A 13,372-nucleotide genomic window follows, 5' to 3' on the forward strand; every position below is an offset into this window, starting at 1 on the left:
GGGGGTGTTGATATAGCAATCCTTGCAGGAGTCGTAAATTTTTGACCCCACCCCAACCCTCCTCTTATCAAGGGGAGGGAGTAAGAAATTCACAAATTATTTAGGATGGCTATATATTTTAATTTTTAATTAATTGAGGGAAACTTGCCAGCCTTTTTCGGCTTTTTTTAGCTGGAGAGAAGCGCAGGATTGCAAAAATTTAGTAAATTTCCTACCCAGATTAAAATCTTTAATTATTTGGGTAATTTGTTTGCCGTATTGTCGGTGAAATTCGCTGCCTACATTGGAGAGAAATACAGAATTTTCAGGAGAGTTGTCGGTTAAGTCGCCAACTATTTTGACCAGAGCTCTTTCCAAGTCTTCCAGAGAATTAATATCGGTCAAAGTCGCAGGTGCTGGCTGGTGGTTATTCAGATTTTCTTGGTTAAGTATTGGCGGTGGGGGCGATAATCTCACTTCAAAAAGAGTGACATAAGTTTGAGAAGCTTCTGAGGGTTTGTGGAGGACAAAATCGGTGGGATATTTCAGAAAGATATCCCTGGTCTTAGTACCGAGCAAATGATGGGCAACAACTTGATTGAGGACTAAGCCGTAATTTTCTCTAAATAAAGCTGAAACAGTGGAAAGTTTTATCCACTGAGTTGAGGTGCGTTTCTGCTCTTTTTTGATTAATTCTTTGAGCTGAATAACTAATTCTTCGAGAGGTGTAATTTCCGGTATGGTTACAAGGGAATGAGTTTCAACTTGTCCGGTTTTGCTGTTTAAAACTATGATTTTATCTATTTGTTTGCGGACTTGAAATACGGTTAGTCCGTGGGCTTGCAGTGTATTGCTGAGGTGAGTGAGGGCGCGATCGGACGAACAGACAAAAATCTCTTTGGCTGTGGGATAATGTACGAAAATCGATGCGCCGACTGTAGCCATTTTTAAGTCGGCGCTGTCTTTGCCGGGGGGAACGTGAATTAGTTGATAGCCGCGCTGGTGAAATTCGGCATCTTTTTTGCCCATGCTGCGCCAGTTGGCAAAGGCAACTTTGATTTGGATGGGATAGTGGCAAATTCCCTCTAGGAATTTTTCGGTTTCGATGGTGAGTTGCAAGTTTTCGACATCTAGAAGCAAGATAGCAATGCCGATAGGAAGCGAATTTGTTTGATTTGTGGTGGGAGTGGGAGGCTTTGACGAAACCGAGTTTTGTGATTTAGGTGGTGCTGTTTGAGATTGGGCTAGCTGCTGAATTTTGGCACATAATTTGCTGAATTGAGGTGAATTAACGAATTCTGGAATCAGCAGAATTTGTAGGTATTTTTTTGCAGTCAGCAGCAGGGAATCAGTATCGCTGGCTACGCTGAAACTTTTTGCCAATTTTCCAATCAAAACTGACTGAAAATCAGGTTTGGCCCAGGGGGTTTTCCTGTATTTTTCAGTTATCCATTCGGGATGCTGTTCCTGAATGGTAATTAGGGTTTGAGCTATATAGCGACTGATGACGCTGAATGCGGGAGATTCTTGAGTCGCAAGCTCGGAAGTTCGATCGGGCATGGCCCTCTACAATGCGGGATGCTGTTTCAATTTATCACACTTCTAGTTTCTCGCCGGGAGTCGGACGATCGCCCGCCAAATTAAACCGACGGCAATCAGTGCCAATCCTGTCAGCCAAATTTCCCTCTCCACCCAGAAAGCCAGAAACAGACAATTCCCCAAACCCACCCAAGCCAACCACTGCGGATAAAGCCTTTCGGCGTGGGAAAGTTGCAGCGCGGCGAGGTTGGTGATAGCGTAGTATATCAAAACACTAAAAGCGCTAAATGACCAAGTGGTTTTGACATCGCCGACGAGGATTAAAAGTGCGATCGTAACTTCGACAACCACCACAGCCACGTAGGGAGTTGTCCCCGAAGGATTCAACCGCGCCAAGACTCTCGGCATATCCAAGCGCCGCCCCATCGCCAGCCAGATGCGCGACAGCCCTAAAATTAAGTTCAGCAAAACTCCCAACATAGCGGTAATTGCGCCGACGGCTAGCAGTTGAGAAACTCCCGGCATTCGGAAACTGCGGGCGATGACTTCCAAGGGTGCAGTCGTGCCCCCTGGTTGTAAAGACAATTTATCGGCTCCCCCCGCGCCCGCGACAACTACTGCTACTCCCACGTAAAGCAGCATTGTCAGCACCAAAGTTAAAATTATGGCTTTGGGAATGGTTTCCCTCGGTTCCCGCACTTCCTCGCTCATTGTGGTGATGCGGGCGTAACCGCTATAAGCGACAAACATCAGGGCGGTAGCCTGGAAGATGGAGCCGATCGAGCTATCATTCTGTACGGTGGCCATTTCCCACCTTACCTCTGGCAAACCGACAGCAACAAACACCGCTAAGGATAGGAGTGTAACTGAGACTATGGCAGTATTTGCAATATTCGATCGCCTAATTCCCGTCAATACAATTAAAGTGAGGGCGGCGAGGGCGACTAAAGCTGTTAGGATCAGGTAAGTGCGATCGGCTACACCAACTGCATTTAAAAAATACCCCGCAAAACCTAAAGCAGCAGTAGCCGCAGAAGCCGTTTTCGCCAACAAAAACATCCAGCCGGCCGTGAAACCCAGCCAAGGATTGAGATATTTGTAGCCATATTCATAAGTACCACCGCTAACAGGATGATTTGCCGCTAATTGAGCGCTGTTAAGGCCATTGCAAACAGCAACAAAAGCTGCAATACCTACAGCCAAAATCACTCCTGGCCCAGCAACTTCCGCAGCCATGCCGATACTCACAAATACTCCGGTACCGAGGATTGATCCCAGGCCCATGAGAGTTGCGCCGAAAATACCCAACTCTCGCTTCAGAAGTGGTGAAGACATAAATATAGCAGGCAAGATGCCTGCACAAAAATATTTGTTTGTTGTGGAACAGGCATCTTGCCTGTTCTGAAGATATAACTATAGCAGGCAAGATGCCTGCTCCACAAAAATATTTGTCTGTTGTGGAACAGGCATCTTGCCTGTTCTGAAAGAGGTTCAAGATGTAAGTATTAACCGAAACGGCCTTGAATGTAATCTCTCGTACTCGAATTGCCCGCAGAAGTAAAAATCTTACTTGTCGGCCCAAATTCAACCATGCGGCCGATGCGACTTTCATCAGTATTAAAAAATGCCGTGTAATCAGAAACACGAGCAGCCTGCTGCATATTGTGCGTCACAATCACAACAGTTAACTGCTGCCGCAGAGTCTGAAATAACTCCTCAATCTTCATCGTTGAAATCGGATCTAGAGCAGAACAAGGTTCATCCATTAGCAAAATTTTCGGCTTCACAGCCAAAGCGCGAGCAATACAAAGTCGCTGCTGCTGTCCCCCCGAAATCCCTTGAGCACATTTCTTCAAATCGTCTTTGACTTCATTCCAAAGCGCCGCACTTTTGAGTGCAGATTCCACAATTTCATCTAATTCTGCTTTGCTTTTGCGACCAAAAATCCTCACACCGTAAGCAATATTATCGTAGATGCTCAGCGGAAAAGGATTCGGTCTTTGAAACACCATCCCAATTTGGCGTCGCAAACTATTAATATTTACTTTGGGGCTGTAAATATCCTGTCCAAAAAACTCTACTCTTCCTTTAATTTTAACCTTTCCCTCCAATTCACCAATCCGGTTGAGAGCTTTGAGAAAGGTAGATTTGCCGCAACCTGAAGGTCCAATAATAGCCGTAATTTGCGGATGAGGGATATTCATCGATAAATTTTCTAAGACTTTGTGAGTTCCGTAATAAAAACTTAAGTCCTGAACCCGCAGGGCTGGCATTGCATTGGGATCTATTTCCGGCGTAGCCTCGTCTAAGAAGTGATGTGTATAGTCTTCGGATTTCAAGTTAGCTTTAGGTTTCATTATTTGCCTCGTTATATTGTTAATATTGGACTTAAAGATGCACTTGAGTTATTTAATTATCGGTTTTGCAAGCGTTTCCGAGTTACTGTACGGGATGCGACGCTAGCAATCAAAACCATGCCCAAAAGCACAGAGGCAGCAGTCCACGCCAATTCGTTCTGCTCTTTGTAGGGAGAGCTGGCGTAGCTATATATTAATACTGACATAGAAGGAGTCGGAGTCAGGAGTGTTTCGGGAATTTCTTTGAGTTTTGAGATAGTTTCTGCACCTATGGGAGACTGCATTATCTCGCCCAATTTATCAACTAAAGGAGGCCAAAATTGACTCGACAACGCCGTTACAATCAACGGTGCGGTTTCGCCGGCGGCCCGGGAAGCAGCGAGTAAAATACCTGTGGTAATAGTTGGAAGTGCTGAGGGTATGATAATGCGAAACATAGTTTGAAAGCGTCCGCCTCCCAAACCAGCAGAAGCGAGGCGGTAAGAAGTAGGCACTAATTTTAATGCTTGTTCTGTTGTCAGGGCAACAACTGGAAGCATGATGATGCCGAGGGCAAAACCGCCTGCTAAGGATGAAAATGCTTTGGTGGTAACGACAATTAGGGCGTAGGAAAAGACGCCAACTACGATCGAGGGAACGCTGCTGAGAATGACGGTGATAAACCGAATACTATTGGCTATCGCTTTGTTTTCTATACCAAACTCCGACAAAAATATTCCCGTCATTACGCCTATGGGTACGCTGATCAATGTCGCAATTCCTACCATTAAAGCAGTGCCGAGAATCGCATTTGCAAAGCCGTTGGGCTGGTCTTCAACTCCGACGGGTGCTGGTAGAGACACTAGCACTTCCCAGCTCAAATGTGTCAGTCCTTCCCCCAATATTTTGTATAAAATAGCAAACAATGGGAGCAGGGCGAGAGCTGTCAGAGCGAAAGCGATAACTGTCATTCCCCAACTGAAAAAAGTTCGACTTAGCGACAGGGGGTTGTTGATTTCTGCATCCAGAATACTGTTGGAATTTTGTGCTTTAGTCATGCGATTTGAGATTTGAGATTTTAGATTGAACCAGCGGGGCAATCTGGCGGCGCGGGTTGCGATCAAATTGCTTTCGATGATGTTAAGTTTTAGCTTTTTTGGCGCCGATTAGCTGAACCAACAATACTGCGATCGCATTTACCAACAAAGTGATCACAAATAAAATTAAGGCTAAATACATCAAAGCGCCGGTGTGCAGCGGTTCGACAGCTTCCCGAAATTGACTTGCCAAAACAGCAGGAATCGAGTAGCTGGGAGCGAGCAGGGATGGGTTAATTTGAATCGAGTTGCCAATTACCATTGTGACTGCCATTGTTTCGCCTAAAGCGCGTCCCAAGGCTAATATGGTGGCGCCGATAATTCCTGAACTAGCTGCTGGTAATAATAGCTTGAATATTGTTTCCCAGCGGGTGGCACCGAGGGACATGGAAGCACTGCGTAAATCTACTGGAACTGACATCAATACATCGCGGCTGATGGCGGCTACTGTGGGCAAAATCATAATTGATAACAGTATTCCTGCAGGCAGCATCCCGGGGCCTAAAGGTTCGCTGCTGAACAGGGGAAACCAACTGAAATTATCGAATAAGGACTGCTGCAATGGCAACAAAAAGGGAATCAAAACAAAGATTCCCCACAGCCCAACTATCACGCTGGGAATAGCCGAGATTAATTCAACCATGAATCCCAAGGGCGATCGCACCCAAACGGGTAAGAAGTTCTCGCTAGTAACTATAGCTACTGACAGCCCTAAAGGAAGTGCGATGATTATGCCGATCGCAGAACTAATTACAGTACCGTAAATAAACGGCAAAGCCCCAAACTGCAACTCGCCGATATCCCACTTGGGATTCCACAAGAATGAGAGTCCAAATTCGCTAATAGCAGGCAAAGCATCTTTAAAAATTACCGCACTCATCCAAAATAACGTGCCGGCTGTCGCTAGGGCAAAAACCCATACAAATAGTGTAAATACTGACTCCATCCATAGACCTTCACCAGCAGTATCTGTCAAATCTACTTCTGTGTTTATTACTGTCGGTTTGCGAGTCAACTTATTCCGTTTTTTTGAAATATTTGTCATACCGAAATTAGTGCGTACACAGTGAAATATTTGTTTAAAGGACGAAGAATTATAATGGGCTGGGTGCGCCCTGCGAACCTGGTTTGTAAGGTACGCAGGGCGTACCTTACACAGTAAATTTAGCGCACATTAACCTGATAATTTATGAATTTTGAGTCATACATTTAACTCGTCAACTCATAACCCCGTGCGATCGCCGGAATTAACCTCTGGCAATCACAGTCTGATTAACTGCTTGAACCACCTTTTGAGCTGTAGCTGAAGGAATTGTAGTAAACTCTAGCTGTTTGTTGATACCTTGACCTGTAGTCATCACCCAATTAACCATCTTTTTAATAGCCTCTGCTTTCGCAGCAGGATACTGTTTGTAGATTAACAGCCAAGTCAAACCAACAATGGGATAACCGTCGTTAGGATTGCCTTCTACTAAGCGGAAGTCTGCGGGGAATGTTTCCCCTGCGAAAGCTTTCTCTGCTTCGGCCAAGCTAGGATCTACAAACCGACCAGCTTTATTTTGAATAAATGCTGTTTGGAGATTGTTTTGCCGAGCAAAAGTATCTTGAACGTAGCCGATCGCACCCGCTGTATTTTTCACCAAAGCAGCTACGCCGGGGTTCCCTTGACCCCTGACAGCGTTTTCTGGCCACTTCGGTTGCGCGGCAGCTTTGATGGTGCTACCAGTTGCCTGCAAGTGATTAGCAAAAATAAAGCTAGTACCGCTGCTATCTGCCCGTACAGCTACTCGAATCGCAGTATTTGGCAAGCCTTTAGCTTGTCCAGAAATTCCGGCTATTTTAGGATCATTCCAGCGAGTAATCTTCCCTTCAAATATGCCTTTCATGGCATCATTACTTAGCCTCAGATTCGTCACTCCGGGCAAGTTGTAAACAACTGCAACAGCGCCGCCAGCCGTGGGAACAGCTATTACACCCCGCTTTACCTCAGCGATTTGTGCAGCAGTCATCAGCGCATCACTGCCTGCGAAATCAACAGTGCCTGCAATTAATGCTTTGATACCAGCACCGCTGCCAGTTCCTTCGTAGTTTACAGTAATTTGATTTGCACTTCTCATCTGAGAGAAGTAGCGATCGTAAAGAGGTTTGGGGAAAGTTGCTCCCGAACCGTTTAGGGTAACAGCAGCTACAGCGGAACTAATCAAACTTAGCGAAAATGCTGCTGCTGCTAGTGTCACTATAAAACTACGTCGCCAACGTCCTGTGAAAAAATTCATATTCCTCCTCTCCCTTAATAGCCGACTTTGCAAATCTCCTCCATAGGATAGACTGAAACCCCCAAGGAAAGAGCTTTAATAGAATAAGCTTGTTTTAAATTTTGGTTAATAGTAGATTAACTAACAATAGAATAAGCTTTGTTTAAATTATGGTTAAGAGTATTGCAAAGAAAAATTAGCTAAAGTCAATTTTTGATGAATCAGAGAAATACCAAGTCATACAGTAACGATAACAATAGAAATTTATTGAGCGATCGCCCGATCGCCCCCACCCCGCACTCCATCCCCCGATAGCCGCATAATAGTAGGGGCACTTAATATTTCTTTAACAACAATGGCTAGAGACTTGCGGGGATTCCTAAAACTACTCGAAGAACGGGGACAACTGCGCCGGATTAGCGCCTTAGTCGATTCCGACCTCGAAATTGCCGAAATTTCCAACCAAATGCTGCAAAAAGGCGGCCCTGGATTGCTGTTTGAAAACGTCAAAGGGGCCGAATTCCCCGTCGCCATTAACCTGTTGGGCACGGAAGAGCGCGTTTGCTGGGCGATGAACATGGAAAAGCCGATCGAACTAGAAGAGCTCGGCAAAAAACTGGGAATGCTGCAACAGCCAAAACCGCCGAAAAAGATTTCCCAAGCGATAGAATTCGGCAAAGTCCTGTTCGACGTAGTGAAAGCCAAACCCGGCCGCGACTTTTTCCCAGCTTGTCAGCAAGTGGTATTTGAGGGAGAAGGGCTGGATTTGAACAAAATCCCGATGATTCGCCCTTATCCCGGAGATGCGGGCAAAATTATCACCCTGGGTTTGGTAATTACCAAAGATTGCGAAACGGGTACGCCGAATGTGGGGGTTTATCGGTTGCAGTTGCAGTCAAAAAACACGATGACTGTACACTGGTTATCGGTGCGGGGCGGGGCGCGACACTTGCGGAAAGCGGCGCAGGCTGGTAAAAAGTTGGAAGTTGCGATCGCCCTTGGAGTCGATCCCCTGATTATTCTCGCTGCAGCAACGCCAATTCCTGTAGATTTATCGGAATGGTTATTTGCCGGACTTTACGGCGGTTCCGGCGTGCAATTGGCGAAGTGCAAAACCGTAGATTTGGAAGTACCGGCGGACTCGGAAATCGTGTTAGAAGGAACGATTACGCCGGGGGAAGTTCTGCCCGACGGGCCCTTCGGGGATCACATGGGTTATTACGGCGGTGTGGAAGATTCGCCGTTGGTGCGGTTCCACTGCATGACGCACCGCAAAGACCCGATTTATCTGACGACATTTAGCGGGCGGCCACCGAAAGAAGAAGCAATGATGGCGATCGCGCTTAACCGTATTTATACCCCTATTTTGCGGCAGCAAGTATCGGAAATTGTCGATTTCTTCTTACCGATGGAAGCGCTGAGTTATAAAGCCGCAATTATCTCGATTGATAAAGCATATCCCGGTCAAGCGCGCAGGGCTGCTTTAGCATTTTGGAGTGCATTACCGCAGTTTACTTACACTAAGTTTGTGATTGTTGTCGATAAAAGTATCAACATTCGCGACCCGCGTCAAGTAGTTTGGGCAATTAGTTCTAAAGTCGATCCGGTTCGGGATGTATTTATTCTGCCGAATACGCCCTTTGATACGTTAGATTTTGCCAGTGAAAAGATTGGTTTGGGAGGCAGAATGGGGATTGATGCTACTACGAAGATGCCACCGGAAACGGATCACGAATGGGGGGAAGTTTTGGAGTCCGATCCGGATGTGGCGGCGATGGTCGAAAGGCGTTGGGCTGAGTATGGTTTGGCAGATTTGAATTTGGGAGAAGTCGATCCGAATTTGTTTGGATATGAGATGAGGTAGGGAAGCGAAACAATGTTGTCTCCTGGCTTTTTTGAGTAAAATACAATTTCTCAATTGCTGACAATACAGTAGGGACACAACAATGTTGTGTCCTGGTTTTTTTGAGTAAAATACTAGAAACACAACATTATTATGTCCTTAGACCATCAACTCTCTTTGAGTCTTCACGAGCATTATTTTTTCTTTACTGTTCCAAAATCTCAACTAAATCTTCGATCACAATATCAAACACGCGAGCCATTTTGTTCAAATCCGTATAATCTACAGTTGCCAGCTTGGGAGAATGGGCATAGCTTCTAACCGTACTGTCAGGAATGCCCGATCGCTCAGAAACTTCTTTTAATGTCCAACCCTTCTCTTCGGCTAGTTCTCGAACCCGCAACCGAATTAACCCCATCTTCCCGCTGACAAATCAGTTTACCGTTCCAAAACCTCAACCAAATCTTCGATCATCAAATCGAAGACAGCAGCAAGTTTTTGCAAAGCCGTATAGTCTACCGTTGCCATTTTGGGAGCTTGGGCGTATTTTTTAACCGTGCTGTAGGGAATTCCCGTTCTGTCAGAGACTTCTTTCAGCGTCCAACCCTTCTCCTCAGCTAGTTCTCGAACCCGCAAACGAATTAGCCCCATCTTGCCGCTGATAAATCAGTTTACTGTTCCAGAATTTCCACTAAATCCTCGATCGCAATCTCAAAAGCACGAGCCATCTTGTCCAAAGCCGTGTAGTCAACAGTTGCCATACCTGGAGAACTGGCATAGGTGGCGATCGTAGTGTATGGAATACCCGTTCTGTTGGAGACTTCCCTGAGAGTCCAACCCTTCTCTTGAGCGAGTTCTCGAACTCGCAGTCTAATTCGTCCCATTCCGCCCTTGACAATTACGACTACTCGTAATTCAATGATTATACAGTTAACAGCGATCGCCCCGTGACCTGAGAAATCTAGAGCGATCGCCTTTCTTCAACCACCCACAAAAGTGGGAAGGATTTTCCTATGATACCAAAACAATCGACTTATCGCGATCGACTTCAACCTTGGCATCTAATTCGCCACCTCCCCAACTGTCAGCGGTTAACAGTCGCCCGTTTCGCCCGCCGCCCCGATGCCGAATCTTACCTAAATGCACTGCGCCACTTAATGCCCGCAGTCCCGCATACAATTGTGTTCGTAAATGCGGTGTCTGTGTTGGATGAAAACAGCGTGTCAATTCCGATGCAATTGTCGATCGAAGTTTAAGCGTTGAACAGTGCGAACAACAGATAAGATGCCGGTTCCACAAACATTAAAATATGTTGTGGGGTGGGCATATTGCCCGCCCAAGAAACAGGCAAGATGCCTGTTCCACAAATATTCAACTAAACTAGAAATAGATTTGAGTCAAGGAGTCACATCAATGCCATCTCCCTTTCCCGGTATGGACCCGTATTTAGAGCATCCTGAACTCTGGCCTGCCCTACATCACTTGTTAATTAGTGAAATTTTTAGATTTTTGTCTCCCCAACTGCGTCCTAAGTATTTAGTCTCGTTGGAAGTGAGAATCTATGAAACCGCTGACGACAATTTATCAATTGGCATTCCTGATGTAAACGTAATTCAGCCCAGAACTACAACCGAATTAATCACATCAAACGTAGCCGTTGCAGCGCCACCCACACAACCCTTGACAGTAAATATTCCCATGCCCTACCAGGTTCGGGAAGGCTATTTAGAAATTAGAGAAAGAGGAAACCAAGAATTAATCACCCTGATTGAAATCCTCTCGCCTAGCAATAAGCGCCCAGGAAAAGGACGACAAATGTACGAAGAAAAGCGAGAAGAAATTTTATCCAGTCGCACTCATTTAATTGAAATAGATTTATTGCGGCGCGGTCAAAAAATGCCAGTTATTGGCAATGACATTGAAAGCCACTATAGCGTTCTCGTGTGTCGGGGAAATCGCCGTCCCAGAGCAGATTTGTACGCTTTTAACGTGCAGAACCCGCTGCCTGCCTTTCCTCTGCCGCTGCGATCGGGTGATACTGAACCTGTCATCAATTTGCAGGAATTATTCACTCAAATTTACGACATAGCAAGTTACGACCTCAAGATAGATTATCGCAACTGGGAAGTCATACCACCGCTGTCAGAAGCCGATACAATTTGGGCAGATGCTTGGTTGCGCGATCGGGGATTGCGAGATTAATTTGCCGTGCCGCCAAAATCTGGTTAAATACCCTATTTATTTCTTAGTCTGCGGAGGCAGACTTCGTTTGACTTGCAGAACAATTTCCCTCGCAGAATGACTTAATTCTCAAATTGCTTGAGGGCTAAACATCTTGACTTTGCATCAACCGCTGCTTCAAACGCGCCGGATCTCCCCGATCGACAACTTGGCCCTTTTCCAACAAAAAAGCCCCATCACAATAATTCAACTCATCCAAACGGTGAGTCACCCACAAAGCCGTAATCCCGCGATTTTTCACCAACCGCTGCACCGCCGCCACCAAATCCAACTGAGAATCCGGATCTAACAAAGCCGTCGGTTCATCCAACAGCAGAATTTCGCAGTGACGGGCGATCGCCCCAGCAAGAGCAATTCGCTGCTTCTGGCCCCCACTCAAAGCATAAATCGGCCGCCGCTGCAAATCCAGCAAATTCACAGCCTCCAAAGCCTCCGCCACCCTCTCCCGCACCTGAACGTTAGAAAGCTTTTCCTCCACCAAACCAAAAGCCACATCCGCACCCACCGTCGGCATAACCAATTGGTGATCGGGGTTTTGGAACACAAACCCCACCCGCCCACTCAGGTCAATTTCCCCCGACTGGGGGTGCAGCAGCCCAGCCATCAGCCTCAACAGCGTAGACTTGCCGCTGCCGTTAGTGCCCAAAAGCATCCAAAACTCGCCCTTGGGTACATCCAGAGAGCAACCTTGCAACACTCGATCGCCCGACGGCCAGCAAAAACCCAAATCCCGCACAGCAACGGCTGATTGGCTCATATCGGCACCAACACCCCCAGCCCTCATTCTGCTGTCATCGAGACAAAGCCAGGGGATCTGCCTGTAGATGACGCCCCCGATTTCTGAGAAACCACCACCCCAGAAATCTCACTGCTGAGTACAGCCACCTTTTTCTCAGGGTTTTTCTCGCAGGTGAGTTCCAAAATTTGCGGTTGGGAGTTGCGAATCGCCGCCAGTACCTGCTGGTAAACAGTCTCAGCGTCTTCCTCCAACTTCCGCTGCACCGACAGCGAGACGGGCGTATTTTTCACAATGATGTCAATGCTGAACATATAGTCTTAAAAACCTAAGTTTGGAGCTCTATCCTCAGTATATATATAGGACTTACCCACGGAAACCCAGTTTCTTAGAAAAATCAGAGGTTGAGGGCGATACATCTACCAAGCCACCGGGCTTCTGACGCAAAGCGCAGACACTCCTATATAGTAGTATTTCCCCAATGCAGGGCAAGGACTTCGGGGACTTCGAGGACTTCGAGGACTTCGGAAAAATCAATAGCCGGAAGTTTTTTATGAAAAACTTGCTCTTGTAAAGAATTACCTCTATAATCGTCAATACGGTAAAGAAAAGTAAACTCTGTTCATAATCCAACTTGTTTTCTGCTAAGCAGAGGCAACGGTTAGAGACTAATGACTAGAGGCAGATCCGTTGTAATTATATCCATTTGGAGATTTGCGTAAATGACAATCGCAGTCGGACGCGCCCAGACCGAAAGAGGCATATTTGATGTCCTCGACGACTGGCTCAAACGCGATCGCTTCGTCTTCGTAGGCTGGTCTGGCATCCTGCTATTCCCCTGCGCCTACCTAGCCATCGGTGGCTGGTTAACAGGCACCACCTTCGTCACATCCTGGTACACCCACGGTTTGGCAAGCTCCTACCTCGAAGGAGCCAACTTCCTCACCGTAGCAGTCTCCACCCCAGCCAACAGCCTCGGACACTCCCTGCTGTTCCTGTGGGGCCCCGAAGCACAGTGGGACTTCACCCGCTGGTTCCAACTCGGTGGGCTGTGGACATTCGTAGCCCTCCACGGCGCCTTCGCACTGATCGGCTTTTGCCTGCGTCAGATTGAAATCGCCCGTTTGGTAGGCATCCGTCCCTACAACGCCCTAGCATTCACCGGCCCCATCGCCGTGTTTGTGTCGGTGTTCCTGCTTTACCCCTTGGGTCAATCAGGCTGGTTCTTCGCCCCCAGTTTCGGCGTCGCAGCAATTTTCCGCTTTTTGTTATTCCTGCAAGGCTTCCACAACTGGACGCTCAACCCCTTCCACATGATGGGCGTTGCAGGCATCTTGGGCGGTGCG

Annotated in this window: 14 protein-coding genes and 1 pseudogene; 4 read left to right on the plus strand and 11 right to left on the minus strand. The window is 46.8% G+C overall.

The annotated features are described in order from the left end of the window. Window positions 1-129: 129 nt before the first annotated feature. From QUA03_RS16320 to pstS, 6 genes are all read right to left on the minus strand, one after another. The gene (locus QUA03_RS16320) at window positions 130-1,539 is read right to left on the minus strand and encodes an NYN domain-containing protein (protein ID WP_333213312.1); all 1,410 of its coding nucleotides are present in this window, start codon (window positions 1,537-1,539) and stop codon (window positions 130-132) included. A 42-nt stretch (window positions 1,540-1,581) separates the two neighbouring features. Beyond that, window positions 1,582-2,853: an APC family permease gene (locus QUA03_RS16325; protein ID WP_333213313.1), complete on the minus strand. Its 1,272-nt coding sequence runs from the start codon at window positions 2,851-2,853 to the stop codon at window positions 1,582-1,584. A 170-nt stretch (window positions 2,854-3,023) separates the two neighbouring features. Further along, entirely contained in the window at window positions 3,024-3,875 is an 852-nt protein-coding gene (gene pstB, locus QUA03_RS16330; RefSeq protein WP_333213314.1) for a phosphate ABC transporter ATP-binding protein PstB, read from the minus strand. 56 nt (window positions 3,876-3,931) lie between these two features. Continuing rightward, window positions 3,932-4,912: a phosphate ABC transporter permease PstA gene (pstA, locus tag QUA03_RS16335; protein WP_333213315.1), complete on the minus strand. Its 981-nt coding sequence runs from the start codon at window positions 4,910-4,912 to the stop codon at window positions 3,932-3,934. 82 nt (window positions 4,913-4,994) lie between these two features. Further along, a complete protein-coding gene (gene pstC, locus QUA03_RS16340) occupies window positions 4,995-5,996 on the minus strand; it encodes a phosphate ABC transporter permease subunit PstC (protein ID WP_333213316.1) in 1,002 nt (333 codons plus the stop codon). A 202-nt stretch (window positions 5,997-6,198) separates the two neighbouring features. Then, window positions 6,199-7,227, minus strand: coding sequence for a phosphate ABC transporter substrate-binding protein PstS (pstS, locus tag QUA03_RS16345; protein ID WP_333213317.1), 1,029 nt, complete (start codon window positions 7,225-7,227; stop codon window positions 6,199-6,201). Between the two features lie 334 nt (window positions 7,228-7,561). Here pstS and QUA03_RS16350 point away from each other — a divergent pair, with 334 nt between their 5' ends. Then, a complete protein-coding gene (locus tag QUA03_RS16350) occupies window positions 7,562-9,070 on the plus strand; it encodes a UbiD family decarboxylase (protein ID WP_333213318.1) in 1,509 nt (502 codons plus the stop codon). Window positions 9,071-9,254: 184 nt separating this feature from the next. Here the strand turns inward: QUA03_RS16350 and QUA03_RS16355 are convergent, their stop codons facing one another. Genes QUA03_RS16355 through QUA03_RS16365 form a run of 3 tightly spaced genes read right to left on the minus strand, consistent with a single transcriptional unit; the run spans window position 9,255 to window position 9,933 of the window. Then, a complete protein-coding gene (locus tag QUA03_RS16355; RefSeq protein ID WP_333213319.1) occupies window positions 9,255-9,467 on the minus strand; it encodes a helix-turn-helix transcriptional regulator in 213 nt (70 codons plus the stop codon). Between the two features lie 20 nt (window positions 9,468-9,487). Next, on the minus strand, window positions 9,488-9,700 hold the full coding sequence (locus QUA03_RS16360) for a helix-turn-helix transcriptional regulator (protein WP_333213320.1): 213 nt from the start codon (window positions 9,698-9,700) through the stop codon (window positions 9,488-9,490). A gap of 20 nt (window positions 9,701-9,720) precedes the next feature. Beyond that, window positions 9,721-9,933 (minus strand): helix-turn-helix transcriptional regulator, encoded by a 213-nt coding sequence (locus tag QUA03_RS16365; protein WP_333174585.1) that lies wholly within the window; start codon window positions 9,931-9,933, stop codon window positions 9,721-9,723. A gap of 129 nt (window positions 9,934-10,062) precedes the next feature. Here QUA03_RS16365 and QUA03_RS16370 point away from each other — a divergent pair, with 129 nt between their 5' ends. Next, window positions 10,063-10,305 carry a hypothetical protein gene (locus QUA03_RS16370; protein ID WP_333213321.1) on the plus strand — a complete coding sequence of 81 codons (243 nt, stop codon included), beginning with the start codon at window positions 10,063-10,065 and terminating at the stop codon, window positions 10,303-10,305. A gap of 157 nt (window positions 10,306-10,462) precedes the next feature. Next, window positions 10,463-11,251, plus strand: a complete 789-nt coding sequence (locus tag QUA03_RS16375; RefSeq protein ID WP_333213322.1) for a DUF4058 family protein — start codon at window positions 10,463-10,465, stop codon at window positions 11,249-11,251. 124 nt (window positions 11,252-11,375) lie between these two features. Here the strand turns inward: QUA03_RS16375 and QUA03_RS16380 are convergent, their stop codons facing one another. Further along, window positions 11,376-12,047, minus strand: a complete 672-nt coding sequence (locus tag QUA03_RS16380) for an ABC transporter ATP-binding protein (RefSeq protein ID WP_333171476.1) — start codon at window positions 12,045-12,047, stop codon at window positions 11,376-11,378. A 23-nt stretch (window positions 12,048-12,070) separates the two neighbouring features. Continuing rightward, window positions 12,071-12,340 (minus strand): hypothetical protein, encoded by a 270-nt coding sequence (locus QUA03_RS16385; RefSeq protein WP_190663726.1) that lies wholly within the window; start codon window positions 12,338-12,340, stop codon window positions 12,071-12,073. Window positions 12,341-12,748: 408 nt separating this feature from the next. Between QUA03_RS16385 and QUA03_RS16390 the strand changes: the two are divergent. Beyond that, window positions 12,749-13,372: pseudogene (locus QUA03_RS16390) on the plus strand (photosystem II D2 protein (photosystem q(a) protein)); the annotation flags it as partial.

Source organism: Microcoleus sp. S36b_A4 (assembly GCF_036700645.1).
Taxonomy (GTDB): Bacteria; Cyanobacteriota; Cyanobacteriia; order Cyanobacteriales; family Microcoleaceae; genus Microcoleus.